This is a genomic window from Arthrobacter sp. MDT1-49-2, from assembly GCF_059090185.1.
The window spans coordinates 101078-127917 of the sequence record NZ_JBNHFK010000001.1; the positions used below are offsets into that span (position 1 = coordinate 101078).

Sequence of the window (26840 nt, forward strand, 5' to 3'; positions counted from 1 at the left end):
GGCACTGCGGCTGCCCCGGTCAGAAGTAGGACAGGCCGTTGGTCTTGAATGGAAGTCCCAGGCCACCGGCCACTTCTGCCAGCAGTTCCGGGCAGAAGTAGTACCACTTCAGCTCGCGGATCAGCGGGTTTTCGCCCATGCCGTGGGCGGCGCGCATTCGGACGACGTCGGCCACGACTTCCGCTGCGTCCGGGGTGTCCCGGGGCCGTTCCCAGAGCAGGATGACTTCCTCGCCGTCGAACGCGTGCACGGTGGCCCGGTAGGTCTCGGCCGCTTCCGGGCCGAAGGTGTGGTCCAGAGAGCCGGTACGGATCTCCTCGTGACCGGTTTCGCTGACGTTGCCCACCACCTCGGTCCGGCCGTTTGCCAGAAAGAGGCTGACCATGGCCTCAATGTCGTAGGAATTGAACGCGTCCGCCAGCCTGCGCAGCAGTTCGGCATGCCCGGGGCGGGACGCCGGTGCAGCGGCAGGACCGGCAGTACAGGCGTTACGGGCCGGATCTGTCTGGGCGGCAGCAAGGGTGTTTCGGCCGCGGTGAAGGGCCGATTTCACCGCCCCGGGACTCGTGTCGAGGACATCCACGGTTTCGGCCAGGGAATAGCCGAAGACGTCCTTGAGGACCACGCACGCACGCTCTTTCGGCGGCAGCACATCCACCAGTCGGCGCAGGGCGGCTTCCACAGCCACGGCGGTCAGCGGATCCGCGGCGCCGTCGTCGGCACGGTCCATCTCAGGCGCGCTGAAGTCCGCCACAGTGTTGCCTGCACGGCGCCGGACGGTGTCCAGCCAGGTGTTGGTGGCAATCCGGATCAGCCAGGCCTGCGGGTTCCGGATCGGTTCGTGCCGCTGGGACGCCTCGGCCAGTGCCTTGGTCAGGGTTTCCTGGAGCAGGTCCTCCGCATCCCAAACGGTCCCGGTCAGGCTTCGGCAGTACCGGTAAACGGAAGGACGTACCGGCTCCAGCGCGAGCAGGAAATCACGCCGGACCTGCCGCAGCTCCCGTGGAATCCCGCCCAGCGGCGCGCCGTCGCCTTTGCTACCCGCGAATGTCCCTGCAGGGTTTGTCTCAACCGTCATTTCTCCGCTCCTTTTCCGCAACCGCCCCGGCGGTGCTGAACCAACAATGGCACTGCGCCAGAGTCTTTTAACCGGTAGACGCACGGAGCCGGTGAAAAGATACGCCGCCGGGCGGACCTCCCCTCTGCGGCACACCGCTGAACACTGCTCCCGGAGCCCACGCTCTGTTGTAAAGTGGAGAAATGAGCGTAGTACTCCTCCTTAGCTAGCCGCGCACCGTCTGTGCGCGGCCGCCCCTTGCTTGTCGAGGGGCTTTTGTGTGTCTGGGGAGGACCCGGTTTTCCGGAGTCGGCGAAACACGGGCCCGAATGCGCGGATCAACATTTTTCTTTCAGGACAGAGGCGAAGCATAGTGAGCACGCAGTCACAGACTGATCAGCAGGAAGAGGCCGTCTACAGTTTCGCGGCCATCGAGCAGAAATGGCCGAAGGTCTGGGAGGACCTAGGCGTATTCGCCCCTGCCGACGACGGCTCGCGCGAGCGCCGCTACGTCCTGGACATGTTCCCTTACCCCTCGGGTGATCTGCACATGGGCCACGCCGAAGCGTTCGCCATGGGCGACGTCGTGGCACGCTACTGGCGCCAGCTCGGCTACGACGTGCTGCACCCGATCGGCTGGGATTCCTTCGGCCTGCCCGCGGAAAACGCCGCGATCAAGAACAACGCGCACCCCAGCGACTGGACCTACCGCAACATTGAAACCCAGGCGGAATCCTTCAAGCGCTACGCCATCAGCGTTGACTGGTCCCGCCGCATCCACACCTCGGATCCGGAGTACTACCGCTGGACCCAGTGGCTGTTCACGCGCTTCTACGAGCGCGGCCTGGCCTACCGGAAGAACTCCCCGGTCAACTGGTGCCCGAAGGACCAGACCGTGCTGGCCAATGAGCAGGTAGTCAACGGCGCCTGCGAACGCTGCGGCACCCAGGTCACCAAGAAGTCCCTGAACCAGTGGTACTTCAAGATCACCGAGTACGCGGACCGCCTGCTGGATGACATGGAGCAGCTCAAAGGCCACTGGCCCGAGCGTGTGCTGGCCATGCAGAAGAACTGGATCGGCCGCTCCGAAGGCGCCCACGTCCGCTTCGTCATTGAAGCTGCCGACGGCAAGCCGGAGGAACAGGTCACCGTTTTCACCACCCGGCCGGACACCCTGGCCGGTGCCACCTTCTTCGTCGTTGCGGCAGACGCCCCGCTGGCCGTGGACCTGGTCACCGACGCGAACCGCGACGCCCTGACCGACTACCGCGAACGGGTCAAGGCACTCTCGGACATCGAACGCCAGTCCACCGAACGCACCAAGACCGGCGTCTTCACCGGCCGCTACGCGGTCAACCCGCTTAACGGCGAAAAGCTGCCCGTCTGGGCAGCCGACTATGTGCTGGCCGACTACGGCACCGGCGCCATCATGGCGGTCCCGGCCCATGACCAGCGCGACCTGGACTTCGCCAGGACCTTCGACCTGCCCGTGAAGGCCGTCCTGGACACCGGCGAAGAGGATCCCGCCGTCAGCGGCGTCGCCACCACCGGTGAAGGTACCCTCATCAACTCCGGCGCACTGGACGGGCTGCCCAAGTCCGAGGCCATCCCGGCCGCTATCGCCATGCTGGAAGAGCAGGGCACGGGGGAGAAGTTCGTAAACTTCCGCCTGCGTGACTGGCTGCTCTCCCGCCAGCGGTTCTGGGGCACGCCCATCCCCATCATCCACTGCGCCGAATGCGGCGAAGTTCCGGTTCCGGATGACCAGCTGCCCGTCACCCTGCCCACCGGGCTGAAGGGCGAGGCGCTGGCGCCGAAGGGCACCTCGCCCCTGGCCTCCGCCGAGGACTGGGTCAACGTTTCCTGCCCGAAGTGCGCCGGCCCGGCGAAACGTGACACCGACACCATGGACACCTTCGTGGACTCGTCCTGGTACTTCATGCGCTTCGTCTCCCCGCACTTCACCGACGGCCCGTTTGATCCCGAGGCTGCGAAGAACTGGATGCCCGTCGGCCAGTACGTGGGCGGCGTCGAACACGCCATCCTGCACCTGCTCTACGCACGGTTCTTCACCAAGGTGGTTCACGACATGGGCCTGCTACCGGCCAGCGAGCCCTTCAGCTCGCTGCTGAACCAGGGCCAGGTGCTCAACGGCGGTAAGGCCATGTCCAAGTCCCTGGGCAACGGCGTGGACCTGGGCCAGCAGCTGGATAAGTACGGCGTCGACGCCGTGCGCCTGACCATGATCTTCGCGTCCCCGCCGGAGGACGACGTCGACTGGGCTGACGTTTCGCCGTCGGGCTCCGCGAAGTTCCTGGCCCGCGCCTGGCGCCTCGGACAGGACGTCAGCAGCGAACCCGGCATCGCGTTCACCGGCGGCGACAAAAAGCTGCGCGCCCTGACGCACCGGACCGTTGCCGACGCCACCGAGCTGCTGGAGAACAACAAGTTCAACGTGGTGGTGGCCAAGCTGATGGAGCTGGTCAACGCCACCCGCAAGGCCATCGACTCCGGCGTGGGCGGTGCCGACCCGGCAGTCCGCGAAGCCGCCGAGGCGGTAGCCGTGATCCTGAGCCTGTTCGCCCCATACACGGCCGAAGATCTGTGGAACCTGCTGGGCTGCGACGCCTCCGTGGTGAACGCCGGCTGGCCCACGGTGGATGAAACGCTGCTGGTACAGGACACGGTCACCGCCGTGGTGCAGGTCCAGGGCAAGGTCCGTGACCGGCTCGAGGTCGCCGCGGACATTTCCGAGGACGACCTGCGCGAGGCTGCGCTGGCCTCCGAGGCCGTGCAGCGCACCCTGGACGGACGCGGCATCCGCACCGTTATTGTCCGGGCGCCGAAACTCGTGAACATCGTTCCGGCCTAGGCACCGGAACCATGGACTGGCTGGAACGGCTCGCAGTGCGGGCCAGGGGGCGGCAGCGGACAAGCGCCGCCGCCTCCGGGCCGGTCGTGGGCATTGTTACCGACTCGGCCGCCTCCCTGCCCGCGGGCTGGGCCGACGCAGCGAAGGTGTCGGCGTTCGTGCGGGTTGTTCCGATGCCGGTGATGATCGGTGACCAGATCTACGGGGAAGGCTCCGAAGACCTGATCCCGGCACTGGCGATGGCCCTGGCACAGGGCCATGAGGTGCGTACCTCACGCCCGGCGCCGGGCCGGTTCGAGGCAGCCTACGCGGAGCTGGCGGCGGCCGGTTGCACTTCCGTGGTGTCCGTCCACCTTTCCGGCCAGCTGTCCGGCACTGTGGATTCGGCTCGGTTGGCCGCCCGATCCGCCTCCATCCCGGTGGAGGTCATCGACAGTGCGACGGCGGCCATGGCGCTGGGGTTTGCCGTGGCTGCGGCCGCGGAGAGCTCCCGGGCCGGCAGCCGGGCGGAGGGTGTGGCGGCCTGCGCCCGTGCGGTCAGCGCGGAAGCGAATGTCCTGTTTTATGTTCCCAGCCTGGAGCAGCTGCGGCGCGGTGGCCGGATCGGCGCGGCCGCCGGCTGGCTGGGCACACTCTTCGCGGTCAAGCCGATCCTGGTCGTCCGGGACGGGCGGGTGGTTCCGCTCGAACGCGTCCGCACCGCACCGAAAGCGCTGGCGCGGCTGGCCGAACTGGTGCAGGAGGACATCGCCGGGCGTACCGGAAAGGTCCGGGCCGCGGTGCACCACTTCGGGAATGCGGCTGAAGCGGAGCGGCTTGCCGGGATCATCGGTGCCGCTGCACCGGAGGTGGAAATCCTGATCTGTCCGCTTCCCGCAGTCCTGGCCGCACATGCCGGGCTGGGGGTTTTGGCCGTCGCGGTGGCCGGCGAGGGTGCTGCCGGGTCGGGGCCTGATGCCGGGCCGGGGTCTGATGCCGGGACCGGATCGGCGGCCGTCTCTGGTGAGTCCGGAAAGGGCGAAGCGGAGTAAATCACGGGTGTTATAGTGTTGCGAATCTCTCCTCCGTGAAAGGCGCAATTGCTATGGCATTTGGTTTTGGAAGGAACAATGACGGTGCTGCGGCCGGGCCGACCGTTGATCTCGGAAAGAAGACCGGCAGCATTTCCCTGGAAAAGGGAAACCGGGTCACTATTACCAAGACACCTGTCATCACGGCACGCTGCGAATGGTCGTCGAATACGGACTATGATCTTTACGCCCTGGTCATCCTCAGGGACGGCACGGAACTGGTGTGTTCCACCTTCGGGTCCGAAGCCCAGCCCGAGCCCACGCCGCAACTCCTGAACGGTGCCGTCCGCCATCTTGGGGACGTTGGCCGCGGGCAGAACGGCAAAGCCCAGGAAACCATCGAAATCAAGCTGACGGACGAGATCGAAGCGGTCGTTCCGATCGCTTACTCGGCCCAGTCCAACGGAATGGGATCCTTCAGGAAGTACGGGGTATCCCTGGGAATCGATAATGGTTCCGGAACCAGCGTCACTATCGATTCCGCAAATGCCTCGAAACGAATGAGCGTATTCACGGTCGCCATTGGCGTTATCCGCAATAATCCCGAAGGCGTCGTTATCGAGTCGCTGGAAACCTACTCGAAGTCCTTGAGCGAATTCCGCCCCGCCTGGCAGAACGGCCGGGTTGTTATGGATGCCGGATCAAAGAACATCTTCAAGTAAGCAGGCGGGATGTTCCGTACCGGCTTACCCTCCGCGCGGTCCTAACTTCTGCACCCGGTCTTATCCACGGGGAGGTCTTGTCCTCCACACGGCGGCGGGAGGCAGCGCTCCGGGTGTCACGCTCCACCAGGCGCAGGCCGATGGGAAGGGACCGCCAGGCGTGCAGCTAGGTTCGGCGGATGGCACAGCATCGTTGGGACACCGCCGGCACCGCAGACACCGGGCAGGATGAGTCCCCGGATCGTCCCGGGTTTCGCCGACGATGGGCGCTTTCGCTGCCCGCTGCAGTACTGGCAGTGTGTCTGCTGCTGGGATGCGCGGCGGCTGCTGTGCTGCTCCGCGGCACAGATCCTGCGCCCGCGGCCAGCGTGGAGCTCTCCGCGCCAGCCTCCGCTGCCCCGGCGGATGCGGAGGGAGCTCCCAGCACCGGCGCAGCGGGTAGCTCCCAGCCGGCTTCCCCGGCCCCGGCCCCGTCGCCGGGAGCGGGGGAAGGGGAAGCAGGCCCCGCCACGGTGGTGGTGCACATCGCCGGTGCCGTGCAGCGTCCCGGTATTGTTCGGCTGCCGCCGGGCAGCCGGATTGTCGACGCCGTTGATGCCGCCGGCGGAACGGCCGCGGACGCGGACCTCGCCGCCGTGAACCTGGCCGCCCCGGCGCAGGACGGTGCGATGGTACTGGTTCCCAGGATCGGTGAGAATGCCCCGCCTCTCGCCGGAGTCAGCGGGGAAGGCGGCGGAGCGCCTGCTTCAGGGGCTTCCGCCGCCGGGTCCGACGCCGGTTCGGGCAGGGTCAACCTGAACACCGCCGACTCAACCGAGTTGCAAACGCTTCCCCGGGTGGGGCCGGTCCTGGCGGAGCGGATCATTGAATGGCGTTCCGCCCACGGAAGCTTCAGCCGGCCCGAAGATCTGGACGCTGTGCCGGGCATCGGTGAAGCCATGATGGCCGCGCTCCTGCCTCTCGTGACGGTATAGCTGCCTGGTTATGAGTCAGCAGGGGAACTGGGCCCGGTACGTCTCCTCGGCCCGGGGCGCCGTGCCCGGTGCAGCTGCACCGGAAGCGGAGATGCCGCTACCGGAGCCGGCTGCCCGACGGAAGGTACGCCGGGAGGCAAGCCGGCGGCGGTCCACGCCCGGGGCGGCGGAGCCCGTACCGCTGCGGGAATTGCGGCTGTTGCCGACAGCTGCGGCGGCGTGGGCGGCTGCTTTCCTTGCGGTCCGGCTTCCACCGGTTGCCGGATGGTGGACAGCCGGCATCGTAGCTGCGTTGAGTATCGGCTTGCTGCTGCTGCTGAGGGCGGTCCGGGGGCAGCGCCGTCCCGCCGGTCTGCTGAGGGGGACGGCAGTGCCCCTGGCAGCTGTGGCACTGGTGTGTGCAGGGGCCGCCGGTGCCTTGGCGGAGCGCAGCAACGGTCCGATGGGCGAGGCGATTGCCGCGGAGCAATCGATACGAGGAGAGTTCCGTGCCGTCTCCGATGCCCGGGCAGCCACACCGGACCGCTTTTCCGGCAAGCCCCGCTATCTGGTGGACGCCGTCGCTGAGAGCGCCACGGCGGACGGGAAGCGCTTTGGCAGCTCCGCACCCATTCTGGTGGTCGGTGGAGATGGCTATGCCGGCATCCATTGGGGCGATCGGTTCAGCAGTGCCGGGGCACTGCAAAAGCTTCCGCCCGGCGACCGGAATCTGGCGCTCCTGCGCGCCGCGGCGGCCCCGGACATCCGCCCCGCCGGAGGCTGGTACGGTGCTACTGCGCAGCTAAGGGTGGACTTCGCGCAGGCGGCGGCGGACCGCGGCGTGTCCGTGGACGGACTGTTAGCCGGAATGGTGCTGGGCGACCGCAGCACGTTGGACCCGGACCTAGGTCAGGCGATGAAGGCCACCGGACTGACCCACCTGACTGCGGTTTCCGGGGCCAACTGCTCGTATCTGCTGGCTTTCATCTTCCTTGCCGCCCGGGCGGTGCGCGTGCCGCGCGCGGCGGCCGTGCTGCTGGCGCTGGCCGGGCTGGCGGCGTTTGTCCTGCTCGTCCGGCCCGATCCCAGCGTGTTGCGGGCAGCGGTCATGGGCGGACTGGGCACTCTGGCGGTTCTCTCCGGACGGGGCCGCCTGCCGGTGGCGCTGCTGCTCCTGTCCATCACCGTCCTGCTGGCCATCGACCCGTGGCTGTGCACCAGCTACGCGTTCATCCTCTCGGTCTGCGCCACGCTGGGCCTGGTGGTTCTCGGGCCGCACCTGGTGCTGGTGCTGTCCCGCAGGCTCCCGCTCTGGTTCGCGGCATCCCTGGCTGTACCGGTCGCCGCTCAGCTGTTCTGCGCTCCGGTACTGGTCCTTCTGCAGCCGCAACTGCCGGTGTATTCGGTGCCCGCGAATCTGGTGGCTGCACCCGTCGTCCCGGTAGTGACCGTCATCGGCATGCTGGCCGTTGCCGTGGTGGGCGTAGCCCCTGAACTGGCCGGGGTGCCGCTGGCGGTCCCGGCTGCAGGCGCCTGGTGGGTAGCCGGCACCGCACGGACCTTCGAATCCGCACCCGGCGCACTGCAGCCCTGGCCCGCCGGCGGACCGGGATTCGTGCTGATGGGGGCGGCGGCGGCCGGAGCGGCCGCCCTCATCCTGTACCTGTCCCGCAACCGACGCCTGTCCCGGGACCGTCCGCACCGGGGCCGTCCGCACCGGGGCCGTCCGGACCGGAATGGTGGCCCGTGGACGTCAGGCTCCTGGAGGACGGGTTTCTGGAGGGCGGAATGGGGAAGGGCGGAACGGGGAAAGGGCGGACGCGGGAAGGTTGGCCGCTGGACGGTGGCAGGGGCTGCCGTCGTGTTCGTCCTGCCGATAGGGGCCGTGCTCGCCCACCGAAGCGCGGGGGAGGGGTCGCCCGGCCCGAATCTTGAGTGGGTGCTGGCCGCCTGCGACGTGGGGCAGGGAGACGGGCTGGCCGTCCGCACCGGACCGGGCAGCGCCGTTGTTGTGGATACCGGCGGGGAACCCGCTGCCATGGGTGCCTGTTTGGACCGGCTGGCTGTGCAGGAGGTGGATCTGCTGGTGCTTACGCATGCACATCTGGACCACTACGGCGGGTCCGCCGGTGTTATCTCCGGGCGGACCGTGCGGGAGGTGGGCTACTCCACGGCGGGGTCCGGGCTGCCCCGGGACCTGGAGGATGCCCTCTCCGGGTCAACGGCGCCACGCACGCGGCTGACGGCGGGAATGACGGGCAGTGCAGGGGATGTGAGCTGGGAAGTTCTCTGGCCACCAGGCACGCCCGCGGGCACGCCGGCCGCTGCAGGGGAGGACGCTGAGAACAATGCCAGTGCCGTGCTGTTGCTGAGTGTCGGCACGGACGCCGGACAGCCTTTGAAGATTCTCCTGACCGGGGACGCAGAAACAGACGCCGCGGCAGCGGTGCTGGCATCCCATCCTGGACTGCGGTCCGGAGTGGACGTGCTGAAGGTGCCCCACCATGGTGCCCGCAACGGCGGGGACGCCTGGCTGCGTGCCACGAGTCCGTCGCTGGCGGTCATATCTGTCGGTGCGGACAATGACTATGGACATCCCGCTCCACAGATTCTTGAAGGGCTGGAACGCTCCGGGACAGCGGTGGTGCGGACCGATGTGCTTGGAACCATAGTGGTGGCCCGGGAAGAGGACACCCTGCGAATCAGCGGGTTGCGGTGAATAATTGACCTTGCCGAGGAACCGGCAAAGACCCGGGACGGGTCAACCGGCAAAAACGGAAGAGTCCTGGAGCTTGCCTTTCCTGGGGGACAAGGCCCGCCGGAGGCAAACACGGGCAGGTGCAAAATTGGCGGGGCCCGGCCGGCATGGCAATCTTGGAGTAGGCCGGTCCGCGCTGCGGATACGCGCTGCCCCGCTCAACCCGCTTCGGCCTGCCGCCTCGGCCCGCCGGCACTATCCCAGGAGATCCAGCTGTGAATCCGGCCGTCCCATCCAAGCGCAGCTCCGGCAGCAAAGCCTCCGCCGGTAAGACATCCGCGACGGCCTCCTGGCACGATGTCGAGCCCGCCCCCGTGGTGCTGCTGGTCGGCCCGGAGGACCACCTTGCCTCCCGTGCGCGGGACCGGATCCGCGCGCTGCTGCGGGAAAAGCAGCCCGACACCGAACTGGTGCATTTTGATGCCGCGGCCTACATCTCCGGCGAACTGACCTTGCAATCGAGTCCCTCACTGTTCGGTGAAGCCAAACTCATCGAGGCGGTCAACCTGGCCTCCATGAACGAGGATTTCCTCACCGAAACCCTCGGCTATCTCAAGGACCCGTCCCCGGACGCAGTCCTGGTGCTGCACCACAGCGGCGGCAACCGGGGTAAAAAGCTGCTGGACGCCGTGAAGGCAACCGGCGCCCCCGTGGTGGAATGCCAGCCGTTCAAGAAGGACGCCGAAAAACTCGACTTTGTCACCTCTGAATTCCGCACCGCCCGGCGCCGCATCGACCCTGCTGCCGCCCGGGCACTGGTGAACGCCGTTGGCTCCAAACTGTCCGAACTCGCAGCCGCCTGCCAGCAGCTGATCAGCGACTCCACCGGGGAGGTCAGCGAGGAACTCGTGGAACGCTACTACGGCGGCCGGGTGGAGGCCACCGCCTTTAAAGTCGCGGATGCCGCTCTCGCCGGCCGGGCAGCGCAGGCACTGTCCATGCTGCGGCATGCCCTGGATACCGGGGTGGATCCGGTCCCGCTGGTCGGTGCCCTGGCCATGAAGGTACGCGCAGTGGCACGCGTGGCCAATCTGCGCGGCTCCTCCGCTTCCATGGCCAAGGAGCTCGGCATGGCGCCCTGGCAGGTGGACCAGGCCCGGCGGGATGCCCAGCGGTGGACCTCGGAATCCCTCATCGAAGCCGTCCAGGCCCTCGCCGAAGCCGACGCCCAGGTCAAGGGTGCCGGCCGCGATCCCGTGTATGCCGTGGAACGCGCCGTCACCGTGATTGCCCTGGCGGCCTCCGGACGGTAGGGCGGCGCAACGGGGAGGGGTCCGGGTAGCCCCCGCGGGCTGGCACGGTCCCCGGGTTTGGCCCCGGGCGTAGGCGTGCAGCAAGGCGGGCGCCGTCGGACGCTACTGGTCGGCCACGGTGCCCGGGTTGGCCTCAGCCGGGAGCCGCTGCACCTGCCCGCACGCGCGTGTCCTGGGTAGGGCGTTGTGCGGCAGCACGATCGGGGTTAAAACAAAAACGGCCGGTCCCCGAAGGGGCCGGCCGAAAATGTAAGTCTGTACTGGCTGCTGCTTAGAGCGCGCTGACCTTCTTGGAGATGGCCGACTTGCGGTTGGCAGCGTTGTTCTTGTGGATAACGCCCTTGCTGACGGCCTTGTCCAGCTTGCGGCTGGCGGTCTTCAGCGCTTCGGCTGCTGCGTCCTTGTCGCTGGCCTTGACTGCGGCATCAACCTTGCTGATGACGGTCTTCAGCTCGGACTTCACCGAGTTGTTACGCTGACGCGCCTTCTCGTTGGTGAGGATGCGCTTCTTCTGGGACTTAATATTGGCCACTTATAAACTCTCTTTGTATTGCGGACTTGGTCGGTGAGGGAATTTCAGCCCAGGCATTGACTGAGTGGCGTGGGGATACCGTTTGTGGCGCCTGTGCTGAAGTGCCCGTCGACCTGCGCGGACACACAGCAATAAATGTTAGCAGAGATTGGCCGCGAGTACGCCAACGCAACCCTCAGCGTGCCGGGCGCTGCTTGGCCAGGGCAGCTGCCACCCGCCGGAACACGTTCTCGTCCATGACGGCGCCTTCGCGGCGGACAGCCCCCGGCTCCAACTGCAGCACGCGGTCCAGTTTCACCTCGCTCGGGCGGCCCTTGCTGTCCCAGGGACCGGTTCCGACGTCGAGGTAGCGCGGATCGGCGCTCCGGGAATTGTTCCGGTCCCGGCTGGTCATCATCAGCCCCAGCAGCAGCCCCCGGTTCCGGCCGACCAGCAGGACCGGGCGGTCCTTTCCCTGCGACGGGTCATCCTCATAGGGCACCCAGGCCCAGACAACCTCACCCGGATCGGGATCGCCGTCGGGCTGCGGAGCGTAGACGGGGGTCAGCGGGCCCTGATAGTCACCGGCACCGTTGTTTTTCGCGGCTGCCCGGCCGGCCCGCTGGCCGGGGGGAGGGCGACGGCGTCCGCGGCGACGGCGTCCGTGCCCCGGCTCCGGAGCCGGGGCGGGAGCCCGGGCGCGAGTCCTGCGGCGGGTTGCCCGCGGCGGAAACCTGGCGGAGCAGGCGGGCCGCCGAACGGGCAAGGGACACAATAGAGCGGGCGTTAAAAGGCATGGCACTACGTTATGCGCCCGGCGCAGTAAACCGGCCGGCGCCAAAGTTCCTGCCCGGCCGGGCAAACGTGGGAGACTGTTAATTCGAAAGAACACTCATCAGCCCTCCGGGACTCCAACACCGAATACCCGCGCACCCGCGTGATGCGTCGGAGAGTCCCGGGAACAGTAAAGGAACCGCCACAGTGTCACCTATGGCCCGCTTCTCGCCGGTGCCTGCCGCGACGGATCCGGCGATCATCAGAAACTTCTGCATCATCGCCCACATCGACCACGGCAAGTCCACCCTGGCCGACCGCATGCTCCAGTCGACCGGCGTGGTTGAGCATCGGAACATGAAGGCCCAGTACCTGGACCGAATGGATATCGAGCGTGAGCGCGGCATCACCATCAAGTCCCAGGCCGTGCGCATGCCGTGGGAGCTCGATGGGCAGTCCTATGCACTGAACATGATCGACACCCCGGGCCACGTGGACTTCACGTACGAGGTTTCCCGGTCCCTGGCCGCCTGTGAGGGAGCAATCCTCCTGGTGGACGCGGCGCAGGGCATCGAGGCACAGACCCTCGCGAACCTGTACCTGGCCATGGAAAACGATCTGACGATCATTCCGGTCCTGAACAAGATCGACCTCCCGGCAGCGCAGCCGGAGAAGTACGCCGAGGAACTCGCGAACCTAATCGGCGGCGACCCTGCGGATGTCCTGAAGGTCTCCGGCAAGACAGGCGTGGGCGTCGAGGACCTGCTGGATAAAATCGTCCGCGACATTCCGGCCCCGGTCGGAGATCCGGACGCCCCGGCACGTGCCATGATTTTTGACTCCGTGTATGACACGTACCGCGGCGTGGTCACCTACGTCCGCGTGATCGACGGTTCACTCTCCCCGCGCGAACGCATTCAGATGATGTCCACGCGTGCCAGCCACGAACTCCTGGAACTCGGTGTCAGCTCACCTGAACCCACCCCGTCCAAGGGGCTGGGTGTCGGTGAGGTCGGCTATCTCATCACCGGCGTGAAGGACGTCCGGCTGTCCAAGGTCGGCGACACTGTCACCAACCTCGCCAAGCCGGCCACCGAATCGCTGCCCGGTTACGCCGATCCCAAACCCATGGTCTTCTCCGGGCTGTACCCCATCGACGGCGCCGACTACCCGGTACTGCGCGACGCACTGGAAAAGCTGATGCTCAACGACGCCGCACTGGTCTATGAACCCGAGACGTCGGCGGCGCTGGGCTTTGGCTTCCGCGTGGGTTTCCTGGGCCTGCTGCACCTGGAAATCACCCGCGAACGGCTTGAGCGCGAATACAACCTGGACCTTATTTCCACCGCACCCAACGTGGAATATGAGGTCACGCTGGAGGACAAGAGGGTCGTCAAGGTGACCAACCCCAGCGAATATCCCGAAGGCAAGATCAAAGAGGTCCGCGAGCCGATGGTCTCGGCCACGATCCTGGCACCGAGCGAATTTGTCGGCGCGATCATGGAGCTGTGCCAAGCCCGCCGCGGTGTCCTGGGCGGCATGGACTACCTCTCCGAGGACCGGGTGGAAATCCGGTACCGCCTGCCGCTGGCAGAGATCGTGTTCGACTTCTTCGACATCCTCAAATCGAAGACCCGTGGTTACGCCTCGCTGGACTGGAAGGCCGACGGCGAGCAGGTGGCCGATCTGGTCAAGGTGGACATCCTGCTCCAGGGCGAGCAGGTCGATGCCTTCAGCTCCATCACGCACAAGGACAAGGCCTACAGCTACGGTGTCATGATGACCGGCAAGCTGCGCGAACTCATTCCGCGCCAGCAGTTCGAGGTGCCCATCCAGGCCGCCATCGGTTCGCGCATCATTGCCCGTGAATCCATCCGTGCCATCCGCAAGGATGTGCTGGCCAAGTGCTACGGCGGCGATATCAGCCGTAAGCGCAAGCTGTTGGAAAAGCAGAAGGAAGGCAAGAAGCGCATGAAGATGGTGGGGCGCGTGGAAGTGCCCCAGGAAGCCTTCGTCGCCGCGCTTTCCTCGGACGAATCCAAGGACAAATCCAAAAAGTGACACCCAGCGCACTGCCCCTCGGAGACCCGGCCCCCGCTGACGGTCTCCTGCCCGCACAGGCCGCGGACGGAGCAGCGGAACGGAACTTCGGACTCTACGTCCACATTCCCTTCTGCTCCGTCCGCTGCGGCTACTGCGACTTCAATACGTACACCGCCACGGAACTCGGCAGCGGCGCCTCACAGGACGCCTATGCCGGCACGGCTGCCCGCGAAGTGGTCTTTGCCGCGGATGCCCTGCGCCGCTCGGGTCTGCCGGAGCGCCGGATGGGCACGGTCTTCTTCGGCGGCGGCACGCCCACCCTGCTGCCCGCCGCGGACCTGGCCGCAATCCTGCGCACCGCCGTCGACCAGTGGGGCCTGGCCCCGGGGGCCGAGGTCACCACCGAGGCCAACCCGGATTCGGTGACCCCGGAGTCCCTGCAGCTGCTGGCCGACGCCGGTTTCACCCGCGTGTCCTTCGGCATGCAGTCCGCGGTGCCGCACGTGCTGGCGGTCCTGGACCGCACCCATACGCCCTCGCGGGTGCCGCAGGCCGTGAAGTGGGCGCGCGAGGCAGGCCTGCACGTCAGTGTGGACCTGATCTACGGGACGCCGGGGGAGTCCATGGCGGACTGGAAAACCTCGCTCGAGGAAGCACTGAGCTACGAGCCGGACCACATTTCCGCCTACGCGCTGATTATCGAAGAAGGCACCAAGCTCGCCGCCCGCATGCGGCGCGGCGAAGTGCCGCTGATTGACGACGACGACCACGCGGACAAATACGTCCTCGCCGACGAGATGATGACCGCCGCGGGCCTGTCCTGGTACGAGGTCAGCAACTGGGCGCGGACCCCTGAGGATCAGTGCAGGCACAACCTGGCCTACTGGCGCAGCGACGACTGGTGGGGCATCGGCCCCGGTGCGCACTCCCATGCCGGCGGCGTGCGCTGGTGGAACGCCAAGCACCCCACCGCCTACGCGCAGCGGATTGCTGCGGGGGAGTCGCCCGCCGTCGGCCGGGAGACGCTGGACGCCGACACCCGGTACGTGGAGGACATCATGCTGCGCACCCGGCTCGCCGAAGGGCTGGACCTGGCCAGGCTCCGGGAACCGGGCCGGCTGGCGGTGGCAGGACTGATGGCGGACGGCCTGGTTGATCCGCGTGCCGCGCTGACGGGGCGAGTGATCCTGACCGGCCGGGGACGGTTGCTGGCCGACGCCGTGGTCCGTCGCCTGCTGCCTGACTAAGGCATCTGCTCCCGGACGGGGGCACTTGCTGCTGGACCGGGGTACCTGCCGCCGGACGGGGGGCACCTGCCCCCTGCTGACTAAGGCAGCGGCCAAGCCCCTACTTGATGCGGCGCAGGTTGAACGGGTAGCGGTACGGCTTTCCGCGGTTGCATTCAATGCCCGCAATGACGGAGGACACCGCAACGTAAACCCAGATGAGGGCGTTCAGCACGGCGAAGAATCCGCCGATCACCGGAATGAAGGACAGGATCCAGACAATCAGCGCCGCGATGCTGGGCGGAAGCGTGAAGTTCAGCGCCTCTTTTGATTCCTGGGCCGTGAAGGGTCCGCGGTCGCGGAAAACCAGGTAAATAATCAGCGACGGAACAAAAGCCAGGATGCCGCCAAAGTGCGCCATGGTTGCCCACTGCCGGTCCTCGGAGGCGGTCAGCGGCAGGGCGTTGGCCGGTGCTCCCTGATAGACAGGGCGTTGTCCGCTGCCGTGTTCATCCGGTCGTGGCTGGTGATTCTGGCGTGTGTTGGACACGGCGTAATTTCCTTCTGACTCGTGCTGACACAGGGTCGGTCCGCTACTACGTATTGAATAAGAGTACTGGCTGGGCCGCTTTATAACGGAACGGCGACGGCGGATGAGGCGTGTGTCTCACTCCGGCACGGTCAGGAAATCGATGACTTCCTCCACCCTGCCCAGCAGTGACGGCTCCAGATCGGCGTAGGTGTTTACCTGTCCCAGCAGTTTCTTCCAGCCCATGGCCACGTCCGTGTGGTCAGCATGCGGCCACCCGAGTCCCTGCAGGATCCCGGTCTTCCAATCCAGGTGCCGCGGAACCACCGGCCAGGCGCTGAGGCCGATCACCGAGGGTTTGATGGCCTGCCAGACATCCACGTAGGGGTGGCCCACAATCAGGACGTTCCCGGGCGCACCCGGGCAGGTCATGGCTTCGGCGGCGATCCGGGATTCCTTGGATCCGGGCACCAGATGGTCCACCAGGATGCCGAGGCGGCGTCCCGGTCCGGGTGCGAAATCCCTGACTGCTGAGTAGAGGTCATCCACACCGTGCAGGGGCTCGACAACAATTCCCTCCACCCGGAGATCGTCACCCCAGACCTTCTCCACGAGCTCCGCGTCGTGCTTTCCCTCCACCCAGATGCGGCTCGCACGCGCAGTCCGCGCCCGCTGGTTGGCCACCTTCACCGAACCCGAAGCGGTGCGTGCCGGCCCGGCCTTGGCGCCGGCGGGCTGAGGGGCAGTCACCTCCACGGGTTCGCCTTCCAGCAGGAACCCGAAGCCGAGTTCGAAGGATTTGCGCTTGCCGCGGCGGTCCTCCAGCACCATCAGATGCAGCCCGCCTGACTTTTCCACCCGGATCACGGCCCCCACCCAGCCGGTGGCGACGTCTTCCAGTACCAGGCCGGACTCGGCACCGACTTTGCGCAGGGTGGTCCGGGCCGGCGCAGTAATATCCTGCGGGCCCCAAGAGAAGTTGGACACGGTATTGCCTCGCTACGGTTGCTGAATCGGGGAGCTGACCGCAGCGGGGCCGCGGATCCCTCAATGCTAACAACGCTGCCGTTCCGTATTAGACTTAGCACTTGAACACTGTGAGTGCTAAAGGGCGCCCCCGGGGCGCAGGCACTCCGCACGCCGTATCGGGAGGACGCGCCCTCCTGATGCACCCGCCGATTAACAGGGAGGGAAAACCATGAGCGAGCCACGCCGACTCGAGGTCCTCCGTGCCATAGTTGAGGACTACGTCCATTCGCGCGAGCCCGTGGGTTCCAAGGCCCTCGTGGAACGCCACCACCTGGGCGTGTCTTCAGCGACCATCCGCAATGACATGGCGGCCCTGGAGGAAGAGGGGCTGATCACCGCCCCGCACACTTCCGCGGGCCGCATCCCCACCGACAAGGGCTACCGCCTGTTCGTGGACCGGATCTCCGATGTCAAGCCGCTCTCGGCGCCTGAGCGACGCGCCATCCAGTCCCTGCTCGAGGGTGCGGACGACCTTGATGACGTGATGGATCGGACCGTGCGGCTGCTCTCGCAGCTGACAAACCAGGTGGCGGTTGTGCAGTACCCGCACCTGGGGAACGCGAAAATCCGGCATATCGAGTTTGTCCTCCTGGCTCCGGTGCAGGTGCTTGTTGTGCTCATTTCCACCACGGGACGGGTGGAGCAGCGTGTTATCACGGTTCCCGAACCGGTGACCGAACCCGACCTTTCAGACCTTCGCCAGCACTTCCTTTCCTCCCTGGCAGGGACCCCGCTGAGTAGCATCACCGGGCACGTTGCCGAGGCCCTGGCAACCGTTCCGGCGGCACGCCGCCGCGTTGCCGACGCCCTCGGGCACAGCCTGGAACTGCTCGCCGGCATTAACCGCGAGGACCGCATGGTGATGGCCGGAACGGCCAACCTTGCCCGCTCCACGGTAGACTTCCCGCTGACCATCGGTCCGGTGCTGGAAGCCCTGGAGGAACAGGTGGTGATGCTCCGGCTGCTCTCCGAAATGGAGCAGGACGCCCGGGGCGTGGCCGTCCGGATCGGCCGGGAAAACCCGTACGGCGGACTCTCCGAAGCATCGGTGGTGGCCACCGGTTACGGGCCGGATGCCTCCGCCAAGGTCGGCATCCTGGGTCCCACGCGAATGGACTATCCGAACACCATGGCGGCAGTTCGGGCCGTAGCCCGATACTTGTCCCGGATACTGAATAACTAGGCTTATTGAACCCAGCAAGCGGCCAGCCACTGGCGGGCCGCCCGCCGGCCGGGAAACCTGCCGGACTCCAAACAACGCCTTCAGCCATGAAGGCAGGTAATGCAGGCAATGCAGGAAGCGATGTGCACGAGTGAGCGATCACTACCAGGTTCTGGGCGTCGGACGAGATGCCACCGGTGAAGAAATCAAGAAGGCGTACCGGAAGCTTGCCCGCAAGCTGCACCCGGACGTCAACAACGCTCCGGGTGCCTCCGATGAATTCAAGGCCGTAACGCACGCCTATGAGGTCCTCTCCGATCCGGAGAAGCGCCGCATCTACGACACCACCGGCAACGAAAACGGAACAGACAACGGCTTCGGCGGCGGCGGCTTCGGCGGCCAGGGCTTTGGCTTCCAGGACATCTTCGATACCTTCTTCGGCGGCGGCGCGCCGGGCGGCGGGCGGGGCCCGGCCTCACGCAGCCGCCGCGGCCAGGATGCGCTGATCACCGTCCGGATCGACCTCAAGGATGCCGTGTTCGGCATCAACAAGAAGATCGACGTCGACACCGCCGTGGTATGCCCCACGTGTGACGGGTCCTGCTGCCAGCCGGGCACCTCCCCCCGCACCTGCGACATCTGCCACGGCACCGGCCAGGTCCAGCGGGCGGTCCGCTCCATCCTGGGCCAGGTCATGACGTCGGCTCCCTGCGGTACCTGCAACGGCTTCGGTACGGTTATTCCGGACCCCTGCCACGAATGCTCCGGCGAGGGACGCGTCCGCAACCGCCGCACCCTGAACATCAAGATTCCGGCCGGCGTTGCCACCGGCACCCGGATCCAGCTGAGCCAGCAGGGCGAGGCCGGTCTGGCCGGCGGCCCTGCCGGTGACCTCTACGTGGAGATCCGGGTCAATAATGACCCCACCTTCCTGCGGGAAGGCGATGACCTCCATGCCACGCTGACCGTGCCGATGACCGCCGCAGCGCTGGGCACCACCGTCACGCTGGACACCTTCGACGGCGAACGCGAGGTGACGGTCAAGCCCGGCACCCAGTCAGGCGAGGTCTCCGTGCTCAACGGGCTGGGCGTCACGCACCTTCGCGGCCACGGCCGTGGTGACCTGCGCGTCCACCTGCACGTGGAAACCCCGCAGAAACTCGACTCCGAGCAGGAGGAACTGCTGCGCAGGCTCGCCAAGCTGCGAGGCGAGGAATACAGCGAAGGCCGCCTGAACAGCTCGGGCACCGGTGTGTTCGCCAAGCTGCGGGACCGGCTGGGCAACCTCTGAGATGACCAACCCCATCTTCTTCGGGGATTCGGCACAGGTGGCCTCGGCCCGTCCGGGAGACACATTCCGCCTGGAGGGGCCTGAGGCCCGGCATGCCGTCTCCGTCAAGCGCATCGGCTCCGGCGAAAGCGTGGATATTGTCGACGGCGCGGGCCGGCGGCTCACCGGTACCGTGACCGGAACCGGACCCTCGCTGCTGGAACTGGCCGTGGAGCGGACGGCAGAGGAACCCCCGGCAGCTGAACGGTTCATCCTGGTCCAGGCCCTCGCCAAGGGCGACCGCGATGAACAGGCCGTGGAAGCCGCCACCGAGCTGGGCGTGGACCGTGTCATCCCGTGGCAGTCGGACCGAAGCATTGTCCGCTGGAAAACGGAAAAGGCGGTCAAGGGGCAGGCCAAATGGCAGGCCCTCACCACGGCCGCCGCGAAACAGTCACGGCGCGCCTGGATCCCGGACGTGGAGGCCGTCCTGGACAGCCGTGCGCTGGCCCGGCGGCTGGCGGATACCGACCTGGTGCTCGTCCTGCATGAGGAAGCCGATGCGCCGCTGGCGGATGCGGTGCGGAACCTTCCGGCACGGGGTGCCGACTCGGCTAACGGGCCGGCTGCTGCCGCGGATATCGCCATAGTGGTGGGTCCCGAGGGCGGGATCAGTGAGGCGGAGCTGGAACTGCTCCGCGGAGCCGGGGCTGTCGCCGTCCGGCTGGGGCCGCATGTGCTCCGTTCCTCCACCGCCGGTCCCGCAGCCCTGGCAGTGTTGAATCAGCTGCTCGCCCGCTGGTAGGGGCTGCACAGAGTCCGTGCTCCGCGTCAGCTCTCCGGCTCGCCGGGTGCTGCGGTGACCGTGATGCGTTTGGAGTCGCCGGCAGCCTCATGGCCCTTGTAGTACACCTTGAGGCTGTAGGTTCCGGGGGCCAGGGTGGCTGAGAAGGTGAATTCCCGGGTGGATCCCGTGTCTTCGAGGGTTTCGACCCGCCCGGAGGCGACGGCGTCCGACGACGGCCTGCCGTCCACAACGGGTTCGGCCCGCCAGTACAGCCCCTCCGGCTGCAACGCAGCAGTGCCGCTGACGGTGAGCGAGGTGGAGCGGACCTGGGATTCCTGCGGATCGATAATCCAGATGGGCGCCACAAGGGACGGATCACGGCGCAGCGGTTCTTCCAGTGATTCGTGGCCGAAGGCGCGGTAGCCGGCCTTGCCGTCCACCAGCACCACTACGGTGCTCTCACGCCCCACGGTGGTCAGCCCGGCGTTTACCGCCGCGGCCGTGGCGGTGTAGACCAGTTGCTGTACTGCACGGTGGGCCATTCCCGCGTCCAGGGACCCTTTGAAAGCCTTCGAAGGGATGTCCACCGTGATGACGTTTTTGCTGGAAATGGAGGCTGTCACCTTGTCCGCCGGCTGCCACGGGGTGAAGTAGTCCTGGTCCAGCGGTTTTCCCGCGGTCATGGCGTGGACCGCTTCGCCGATGGGATCTCCGGTGTTGTCGGACTGCAGGAACTCGCGGTAAAGGCTCACCGTGGTGTCATTGAGTCCGAGCCAATAGACCGGCATCAGGGTCCCGGAACTGGCTTCGGCCGGAGGGGAAATGGTCATCGGGGCCACGCTGCGGGAGTCCGCGCTAAAGGCGGTGGGCATGCTGGTGGTGGGATATTCCGCCACTACTCCGCAGCCGCCGGCGGCCAGCACGGCTATGAGCAGCGCGGCGCAGGTCCCGACCCGCCTGCGGCCGCCGCGGGCACCGGCAGGGACGGATGCTCTGCCCGGCAACAGGTTGACCATCAATCCTCCTCGGGTGGTCGCGGCAAAATGTACGTCTTCAACCTTTACACACGCTCTGCGGCCATCCGGCGCTGTTTGCGGCTCCCGTCAGGACTGAAACCCGATTGAGACATCACCGTTGCGGTGCCGAGATGATCCGGGTCCACTCCCGCCCGGGGCGGGGCACATCAAGTAACATTTAGGTAGCCGGCAGACCCGCCGCCGCCGTCCTGCACCGGAAATATCCGGCGCGGTGCCGGTGTTGCTATGTCAGGGTGCTGCAGGCGGCAGCCGGCTCCGCCGGCAACTGCACCATTCCACATTCCTAACGCGACTCACCAAAAGGGGCGATGAAAGGCCTGCGAGGGCCGACTATATGACCGAATCTTCAATGGAAATCGGCACCATCCGGCGGGACACCCAGACAATAGTCTTCGATTCCACGGAACACATGGTCCAGTCGCTGGGGGCCAACGATGAGGCCCTGCGGATCATTGAGGCGGCCAACCCCGAGGTGAGCATGCTGGTGCGCGGCAATGAGCTTTCCGTATCCGGCCCCTCGGCGGACGTGGAACAGACGGTGCGCCTGGTCAACGAAGTCCGCATCCTGGCCCGCAACTCCACCCGGGTCACACCCCAGGTACTGGAGCAGCTGATCAGCATGCTGCGGGACCAGACCGCCGTCCGCCCCGCGGATGTCCTGACCCAAAACATCCTGTCCACGCGCGGCAAGACCATCCGGCCCAAGACGCTGAACCAGAAAAACTATGTGGATGCGATTGACCGCAACACGGTGGTCTTCGGCATCGGCCCCGCCGGCACGGGCAAGACCTACCTGGCCATGGCGAAGGCCGTCCAGGCGCTGCAGCAGAAGGAAGTCAACCGGATCATCCTGACCCGCCCCGCCGTGGAAGCGGGGGAGCGGCTCGGGTTCCTGCCGGGCACGCTCAGCGACAAGATCGATCCGTACCTGCGTCCGCTGTATGACGCGCTGCACGACATGATGGACCCGGAATCCATTCCCCGGCTGATGGCCGCCGGCACCATTGAGGTGGCGCCGCTGGCCTACATGCGCGGCCGTACGCTCAACGATGCGTTCATCATTCTTGACGAAGCGCAGAACACCACGCCGGAACAAATGAAGATGTTCCTGACCCGGCTCGGGTTCGGCTCAAAGATGGTGGTCACGGGCGATGTCACCCAGGTGGACCTGCCGGGCGGGACGGCCTCCGGGCTCCGTATCGTCCATGACATCCTCGGCGATATTGACGACGTCGCGTTCTCCGAGCTGCAGGCCGTCGATGTGGTGCGGCACCGGCTGGTCAGCGACATTGTTACTGCCTACAGCGAGTGGGATGAAACCCGCCGGCTGAGCCGGACCGACGGCGACGGCGACGGCGACGGCCGACGTGCCGGCGGCCGCGGATTAGCCAATCACAACGGGCGGGAGGCCCGTAAATGAGCATCGAAGTCAATAACGAATCATCTGCCCCGGCGATCGACGAGGAAGCACTGGCCCGGCTGGGCCGGTACCTGCTCGACAGCCTCTACGTGCACCCTGAAGCGGACCTCTCCATCATCCTGGTGGACGAGGATGCCATGGAGAAGCTGCATATCGAGTGGATGGACCTGCCCGGGCCCACCGATGTCCTTTCCTTCCCCATGGACGAACTGCGTCCCGGCACGGCCGGACGCATAACCCCCGCCGGGGTACTTGGCGACATTGTGCTGTGCCCGCAGGTCGCGGCCCGGCAGGCGCAGGACGCCGGCCATGAGACCCAGGACGAACTCCTGCTCCTGACCACGCACGGCGTCCTCCACCTGCTGGGCTATGACCACGCCGAGCCGGAGGAGGAAAAGGAGATGTTCGGTCTCCAGCGCCGGCTGCTCTCCGCCTACACGGGCAAAGAGGCGCCCAAGGAGACGCGCAGTTGAGTATTGGCGTCCTGATCGTTATGGCCATGGCATTTATGTTCCTGGCAGGTCTGCTGACCGCTGCGGAATCCGCCTACGGCTACCTTCCCCGGCAGGACGCCGAGGCATTGCTCAACGGCAAGGCCGGTGCCCCGCTGCGGCGCATCCTTGCGCACCCCGTGGCCCACATGCACGCCCTGAGGTTCTGGCGGGTCTGGTTTGAAATGGCCATGGCCGTGTCCGTGGCGACCCTGTTCCAGCTGGTCCTGGACAACATCTGGCTTGCCGGACTGCTGGCCACGGTCACCATGGCAGCCGTGGGTTTCGTCCTCGTGGGCGTCTCACCCCGGCAGATCGGCCGTAAGCACGTGACCGCCGTCGTGGTGATGACTGCGGGACTGGTCCGGGTACTGCGCGCCGTCCTGGGGCCGATTCCCGGCTGGCTCGTGCGGCTGGGTACTGCCGTGGCTCCCGGCACCCAGGGACCCGACGCCGCGTTCTTCACCGAGGAGGAGTTCCGCGAACTCCTTGACCGGGCCTCGGATGCGGACATGATCGAGGACACCGAAGCGGAACTGATCCATTCCGTCTTCGAACTCGGAGATACCAAGGTCAGGTCCGTGATGGTCCCGCGCACCGACATGGTCTGCATCGACGCGGGCAGCACCCTGCGCCAGGCCATGTCCCTGTTCCTGCGCTCGGGTTACTCAAGGGTCCCGGTGATCGAGGACAGTGCCGACCATCTGGTGGGCATCCTGTACCTGAAGGACGTCGCCGCGCAGGTGCACAGCGACCCGGATCATGCCTACGTGCAGAAGGTGGAGGACTTTGCCCGCAGCGTGCGTTACGTGCCCGAATCCAAAGCCGTCAGCGAACTGCTCCAGGAACTGCAGCGCGAGTCCACGCACGTGGCCATTGTCATTGACGAGTACGGCGGCACCGCCGGACTGGTCACCCTCGAGGACCTGATCGAAGAGATCGTCGGGGAAATCGTCGACGAGTACGACTCGGAACGCCCCGAGATTGAAAACCTCGGCGGCGGCCGCTACCGGGTCAGCTCCAAAGCCGGTATTGATGACCTCGGTGAGCTGTTCGACGTCGAACTGGAGGATGATGAAGTGGACACCGTGGGCGGTTTGCTCGCGAAGGTCCTCGGCCGTGTCCCCATAGTCGGCAGCGAGGTAGAGGTGGAAGGCATCACCCTGCACGCCGAACGGCTGGAGGGACGGCGGAACCGCGTCTCGCACGTCCTGGCGTGGAAATCCGCCCCCGCAGCAGAAAACGAAGAATCCCGCGACGACGGCAGGAATCCTGCCCAGCGCTCCCGCTCTACAGAATTGGTACCCCGAAATGACTGACCCGAAATTCCGCGCAGGATTTGTTTCCCTGGTGGGCCGGCCCAACGCCGGCAAGTCCACTTTGACCAATGCGCTGGTCGGTTCCAAGGTGGCCATCACCTCCGCCAAGCCGCAGACCACCAGGCACACCATCCGAGGCATCGTGCACCGCGAAGACTCGCAGCTGATCCTGGTGGACACTCCCGGCCTGCACCGCCCCCGCACCCTCCTGGGCAAGCGGCTGAACGAGCTGGTGGCGGACACCCTGGCCGAGGTGGACGCGATCGGTTTCTGCCTGCCCGCCAACGAGGCGATCGGCCCGGGCGACCGCTACATCGCGGCGCAGCTGGCGGCGCTGAAGCGCACCCCGGTCATCGCCCTGGTCACCAAGACCGATCTGGTGGACCGTGCGGCGCTGGCCAAGCAGCTTATGTCCGTGACAGCCCTGGGCAACGAGGTCCTCGGCGAGCAGGGATGGGCCGATGTAGTGCCGGTCTCCGCTGCAGACGGGTTCCAGGTGGATACCGTTGCCGACGTCCTGGTGGGCCACATGCCCGCTTCGCCGCCGCTCTACCCTGACGGCGAGCTGACCGATGAGCCCGAAGCCGTGATGGTTGCCGAACTCGTCCGCGAGGCCGCTCTGGAAGGCGTCCGGGATGAACTTCCTCACTCCCTGGCTGTCGTGGTGGAGGAAATCGTTCCCCGGGAAGGACGCAGCGAGGACAACCAACTGCTGGACGTACGGGTGAACCTCTACGTTGAGCGTTCCTCGCAGAAGGCCATCATCATCGGCCGCGGCGGATCCAGGCTGCGCGAGGTCGGTACCGCAGCCCGCCGCGGCATTGAAGCCCTGCTGGGTACCCGGGTCTACCTCGACCTGCATGTAAAAATTGCCAAGGACTGGCAGCGGGATCCCAAGCAGCTCGTCAAGCTGGGCTTCTAGGTCCGGCCGGCACGCTGTCCCGGGGACAGCGTGCCGGGCGGACAGCGCCTGCAGGGGTCTGTTCCCAGCAGCAACCCGTACACTTTGAACATTCGTTTGAGCATATCGATTCATGAAGGGGACCGGCCATGTCATCTCGCCGTGCCGCAACGGGCGGCGGCCCCTCGGGAAAATCCACCGGAGGGTCGGGCGCATCCGTCGTACCCGGCGGCAGACACCTGTCCCGCAGGGCGTCCGCAGGCCACCCGGTCCTCAAGGGCATTGCAGCCTTCCTTTCCCTGGTCCTCGTTGCCGGAGTGGTCTTCGGCGTCGTACAGGTACTGCGGCTGCAGGGAAACTTTGACACGCAGCCCCTGAACCTGGGCTCCGGCGACTCGGTGGAGCAGGTGGATGCCAATACTGATCCCATGCAGATCCTGGTCCTTGGCACTGACCAGCGGGACGGCCAGAACTCGAACAACTCAGATGTCATGATGCTGGTCAACCTCTCGGCCGACCGTTCCAATGTGACCGTGGTCAGCTTCCCGCGTGACCTGCTGGTCCCGCTGCCGCAGTGCAAGGACCCGGAGTCCGGCCTCGTGTACGAGGCCATGGATCTCGGACAACTGAACGGCGCCCTGGGCAACGGCGGTCCCGGCTGCACCGTGGCGGCCATCAACGAGCTCACCGGCCTGACCATCGACCACTTCATGATGGCCGATTTCGACGCCGTGGAAGAACTGTCCAACACCCTGGGCGGCGTGGAAGTCTGCGTCAACCAACCCGTGGATGACCCGCTCTCCGGGCTGAACATTCCGGCCGGCGTGAGCAGCGTGCAGGGCGAACAGGCCCTTGCCTTCCTGCGGACCCGGCACGGCTTCGGCAACGGCGGCGATGAAGGCCGCATCCGTGCCCAGCAGAGCTTCCTCGCCTCCATGGTCCGCAAGGTCAAGGATGAAGGCACGCTGAACAACCTGCCCAAGCTGTACTCCATCGCCGAGACCGTCACCAAGAACCTCACCGTCGACGACGGCCTGGCGCAGATCCCTGACCTGGTGTCCCTTGCCACCCGGCTGAAGGACACCGACCTGGGCAGCATCGCGTTCGTGACCGTGCCCGTGGTTCCGTACGAGTACGATCCGAACCGCCTCGTCCTCGACGAAGCCAACTCACAGCCGCTCTTTGATGCACTGGTCGCGGACAAGGGCATCAGCAACAAAACGGAGGAAACCCCGGAGGCTACGGATCCCGCGACGGACCCGGCGGCCCCGGTGGAAGAACCGGCCGTCACCGTGGATCCGGCTACGGTTCCCGTGACCCTGCTCAACGCCTCCGGCGCTGCCGGACGCGATGCGTCTGTAACGAAGGCGCTGGTATCCCAGGGATTTGTCCAGGCACTGGCCGGCGGCACGGCCGCTGCCCAGAGTCCGGCAACCCAGGTGTTCTACGGCTACGGCTATGAGGAGATGGCACTGGAAGTGGCACGCGTCCTGAACATCCCCGATGTGCAGGTAGTGCTGAGCCCGGCCGCAACGGGCGTGTCAGTGGAGATCGGCGCGGACTTTGCCACCGGTTCGGCCATGAAGGATCTAGGTGATCTGGGTGACCTGAGCGGGCAGACCGCAGCCCAGGTTACGTGCCAATCCGCCTTTGGGAACTAGCGTTTGAAGCGCCCTAAGGGGTGCGTGTTAGTGTGATCACGTGCACGCAATGAAC

Annotated in this window: 22 protein-coding genes; 16 read left to right on the plus strand and 6 right to left on the minus strand. The window is 66.4% G+C overall.

Translation table 11 applies throughout. From position 1 onward, the window contains the following. Positions 1 to 19 precede the first annotated feature (19 nt). Positions 20 to 1078 (minus strand): sigma-70 family RNA polymerase sigma factor, encoded by a 1059-nt coding sequence (locus AC5RTS_RS00480; RefSeq protein ID WP_493990119.1) that lies wholly within the window; start codon positions 1076 to 1078, stop codon positions 20 to 22. Positions 1079 to 1427: 349 nt separating this feature from the next. Here AC5RTS_RS00480 and leuS point away from each other — a divergent pair, with 349 nt between their 5' ends. The 6 genes from leuS to holA all read left to right on the plus strand — a co-directional run bounded on the left by leuS (position 1428) and on the right by holA (position 10625). After that, positions 1428 to 3929 carry a leucine--tRNA ligase gene (leuS, locus tag AC5RTS_RS00485; protein ID WP_493990479.1) on the plus strand — a complete coding sequence of 834 codons (2502 nt, stop codon included), beginning with the start codon at positions 1428 to 1430 and terminating at the stop codon, positions 3927 to 3929. An 11-nt stretch (positions 3930 to 3940) separates the two neighbouring features. Beyond that, positions 3941 to 4960 (plus strand): DegV family protein, encoded by a 1020-nt coding sequence (locus AC5RTS_RS00490; RefSeq protein ID WP_493990120.1) that lies wholly within the window; start codon positions 3941 to 3943, stop codon positions 4958 to 4960. A 53-nt stretch (positions 4961 to 5013) separates the two neighbouring features. Then, positions 5014 to 5661: a TerD family protein gene (locus AC5RTS_RS00495; protein WP_493990121.1), complete on the plus strand. Its 648-nt coding sequence runs from the start codon at positions 5014 to 5016 to the stop codon at positions 5659 to 5661. Between the two features lie 179 nt (positions 5662 to 5840). Continuing rightward, on the plus strand, positions 5841 to 6635 hold the full coding sequence (locus AC5RTS_RS00500) for a ComEA family DNA-binding protein (RefSeq protein WP_493990122.1): 795 nt from the start codon (positions 5841 to 5843) through the stop codon (positions 6633 to 6635). Between the two features lie 292 nt (positions 6636 to 6927). Then, positions 6928 to 9333 (plus strand): ComEC/Rec2 family competence protein, encoded by a 2406-nt coding sequence (locus AC5RTS_RS00505; RefSeq protein WP_493990123.1) that lies wholly within the window; start codon positions 6928 to 6930, stop codon positions 9331 to 9333. Positions 9334 to 9587: 254 nt separating this feature from the next. Continuing rightward, positions 9588 to 10625 (plus strand): DNA polymerase III subunit delta, encoded by a 1038-nt coding sequence (gene holA / locus AC5RTS_RS00510; RefSeq protein WP_493990124.1) that lies wholly within the window; start codon positions 9588 to 9590, stop codon positions 10623 to 10625. Positions 10626 to 10896: 271 nt separating this feature from the next. Here holA and rpsT read toward each other — a convergent pair whose 3' ends face one another. Then, positions 10897 to 11157 carry a 30S ribosomal protein S20 gene (rpsT, locus tag AC5RTS_RS00515; RefSeq protein ID WP_146361896.1) on the minus strand — a complete coding sequence of 87 codons (261 nt, stop codon included), beginning with the start codon at positions 11155 to 11157 and terminating at the stop codon, positions 10897 to 10899. A gap of 175 nt (positions 11158 to 11332) precedes the next feature. Further along, the gene (locus tag AC5RTS_RS00520; RefSeq protein ID WP_493990125.1) at positions 11333 to 11902 is read right to left on the minus strand and encodes a type II toxin-antitoxin system PemK/MazF family toxin; all 570 of its coding nucleotides are present in this window, start codon (positions 11900 to 11902) and stop codon (positions 11333 to 11335) included. Between the two features lie 215 nt (positions 11903 to 12117). On the opposite strand from AC5RTS_RS00520, the gene lepA reads away from it, so the two are divergent. Both lepA and hemW read left to right on the plus strand, forming a co-directional pair. After that, positions 12118 to 13971: a translation elongation factor 4 gene (gene lepA, locus AC5RTS_RS00525; protein ID WP_493990126.1), complete on the plus strand. Its 1854-nt coding sequence runs from the start codon at positions 12118 to 12120 to the stop codon at positions 13969 to 13971. After that, on the plus strand, positions 13968 to 15200 hold the full coding sequence (gene hemW / locus AC5RTS_RS00530) for a radical SAM family heme chaperone HemW (protein ID WP_493990127.1): 1233 nt from the start codon (positions 13968 to 13970) through the stop codon (positions 15198 to 15200). The genes lepA and hemW overlap by 4 nt, the downstream gene beginning before the upstream one ends. Before the next feature lie 100 nt (positions 15201 to 15300). Here the strand turns inward: hemW and AC5RTS_RS00535 are convergent, their stop codons facing one another. After that, positions 15301 to 15729 (minus strand): DUF4870 domain-containing protein, encoded by a 429-nt coding sequence (locus AC5RTS_RS00535; protein ID WP_493990128.1) that lies wholly within the window; start codon positions 15727 to 15729, stop codon positions 15301 to 15303. A gap of 117 nt (positions 15730 to 15846) precedes the next feature. Next, complete coding sequence (locus tag AC5RTS_RS00540; RefSeq protein WP_493990129.1) at positions 15847 to 16695, minus strand: DUF3097 domain-containing protein; 849 nt, start codon at positions 16693 to 16695, stop codon at positions 15847 to 15849. A gap of 211 nt (positions 16696 to 16906) precedes the next feature. Here AC5RTS_RS00540 and hrcA point away from each other — a divergent pair, with 211 nt between their 5' ends. The 3 genes from hrcA (at position 16907) to AC5RTS_RS00555 (ending at position 19974) form a co-directional block, all read left to right on the plus strand. Next, positions 16907 to 17920 (plus strand): heat-inducible transcriptional repressor HrcA, encoded by a 1014-nt coding sequence (gene hrcA / locus AC5RTS_RS00545; protein ID WP_493990130.1) that lies wholly within the window; start codon positions 16907 to 16909, stop codon positions 17918 to 17920. A 130-nt stretch (positions 17921 to 18050) separates the two neighbouring features. Then, a complete protein-coding gene (gene dnaJ, locus AC5RTS_RS00550; RefSeq protein ID WP_493990131.1) occupies positions 18051 to 19190 on the plus strand; it encodes a molecular chaperone DnaJ in 1140 nt (379 codons plus the stop codon). Position 19191: 1 nt separating this feature from the next. Next, a complete protein-coding gene (locus AC5RTS_RS00555) occupies positions 19192 to 19974 on the plus strand; it encodes a 16S rRNA (uracil(1498)-N(3))-methyltransferase (protein ID WP_493990132.1) in 783 nt (260 codons plus the stop codon). A gap of 26 nt (positions 19975 to 20000) precedes the next feature. Here AC5RTS_RS00555 and AC5RTS_RS00560 read toward each other — a convergent pair whose 3' ends face one another. After that, complete coding sequence (locus tag AC5RTS_RS00560; protein ID WP_493990133.1) at positions 20001 to 20972, minus strand: GerMN domain-containing protein; 972 nt, start codon at positions 20970 to 20972, stop codon at positions 20001 to 20003. A gap of 370 nt (positions 20973 to 21342) precedes the next feature. Between AC5RTS_RS00560 and AC5RTS_RS00565 the strand changes: the two genes are divergently transcribed. The 5 genes from AC5RTS_RS00565 to AC5RTS_RS00585 all read left to right on the plus strand — a co-directional run bounded on the left by AC5RTS_RS00565 (position 21343) and on the right by AC5RTS_RS00585 (position 26785). After that, positions 21343 to 22413 carry a PhoH family protein gene (locus tag AC5RTS_RS00565; protein ID WP_493990480.1) on the plus strand — a complete coding sequence of 357 codons (1071 nt, stop codon included), beginning with the start codon at positions 21343 to 21345 and terminating at the stop codon, positions 22411 to 22413. Further along, the gene (gene ybeY / locus AC5RTS_RS00570; protein WP_493990134.1) at positions 22410 to 22886 is read left to right on the plus strand and encodes an rRNA maturation RNase YbeY; all 477 of its coding nucleotides are present in this window, start codon (positions 22410 to 22412) and stop codon (positions 22884 to 22886) included. The genes AC5RTS_RS00565 and ybeY overlap by 4 nt, the downstream gene beginning before the upstream one ends. A gap of 20 nt (positions 22887 to 22906) precedes the next feature. Then, the gene (locus tag AC5RTS_RS00575) at positions 22907 to 24223 is read left to right on the plus strand and encodes a hemolysin family protein (RefSeq protein ID WP_493990481.1); all 1317 of its coding nucleotides are present in this window, start codon (positions 22907 to 22909) and stop codon (positions 24221 to 24223) included. Then, positions 24216 to 25145: a GTPase Era gene (gene era / locus AC5RTS_RS00580; RefSeq protein ID WP_493990135.1), complete on the plus strand. Its 930-nt coding sequence runs from the start codon at positions 24216 to 24218 to the stop codon at positions 25143 to 25145. The genes AC5RTS_RS00575 and era overlap by 8 nt, the downstream gene beginning before the upstream one ends. 128 nt (positions 25146 to 25273) lie before the next feature. Then, the gene (locus AC5RTS_RS00585; protein ID WP_493990136.1) at positions 25274 to 26785 is read left to right on the plus strand and encodes an LCP family protein; all 1512 of its coding nucleotides are present in this window, start codon (positions 25274 to 25276) and stop codon (positions 26783 to 26785) included. Positions 26786 to 26840 lie beyond the last annotated feature (55 nt).

What these genes read in the sequence shown, in the direction of transcription:
- AC5RTS_RS00555 (WP_493990132.1), top strand. Translation starts at nt 19,192, where the DNA reads ATGACCAACCCCATCTTCTTCGGGGATTCGGCACAGGTGGCCTCGGCC.
- AC5RTS_RS00490 (WP_493990120.1), top strand. Translation starts at nt 3,941, where the DNA reads ATGGACTGGCTGGAACGGCTCGCAGTGCGGGCCAGGGGGCGGCAGCGG.
- AC5RTS_RS00585 (WP_493990136.1), top strand. Translation starts at nt 25,274, where the DNA reads ATGTCATCTCGCCGTGCCGCAACGGGCGGCGGCCCCTCGGGAAAATCC.
- era (WP_493990135.1), top strand. Translation starts at nt 24,216, where the DNA reads ATGACTGACCCGAAATTCCGCGCAGGATTTGTTTCCCTGGTGGGCCGG.
- ybeY (WP_493990134.1), top strand. Translation starts at nt 22,410, where the DNA reads ATGAGCATCGAAGTCAATAACGAATCATCTGCCCCGGCGATCGACGAG.
- AC5RTS_RS00560 (WP_493990133.1), bottom strand. Translation starts at nt 20,972, where the DNA reads ATGGTCAACCTGTTGCCGGGCAGAGCATCCGTCCCTGCCGGTGCCCGC.
- AC5RTS_RS00495 (WP_493990121.1), top strand. Translation starts at nt 5,014, where the DNA reads ATGGCATTTGGTTTTGGAAGGAACAATGACGGTGCTGCGGCCGGGCCG.
- AC5RTS_RS00575 (WP_493990481.1), top strand. Translation starts at nt 22,907, where the DNA reads ATGGCCATGGCATTTATGTTCCTGGCAGGTCTGCTGACCGCTGCGGAA.
- AC5RTS_RS00500 (WP_493990122.1), top strand. Translation starts at nt 5,841, where the DNA reads ATGGCACAGCATCGTTGGGACACCGCCGGCACCGCAGACACCGGGCAG.
- AC5RTS_RS00565 (WP_493990480.1), top strand. Translation starts at nt 21,343, where the DNA reads ATGGAAATCGGCACCATCCGGCGGGACACCCAGACAATAGTCTTCGAT.
- AC5RTS_RS00480 (WP_493990119.1), bottom strand. Translation starts at nt 1,078, where the DNA reads ATGACGGTTGAGACAAACCCTGCAGGGACATTCGCGGGTAGCAAAGGC.
- hrcA (WP_493990130.1), top strand. Translation starts at nt 16,907, where the DNA reads ATGAGCGAGCCACGCCGACTCGAGGTCCTCCGTGCCATAGTTGAGGAC.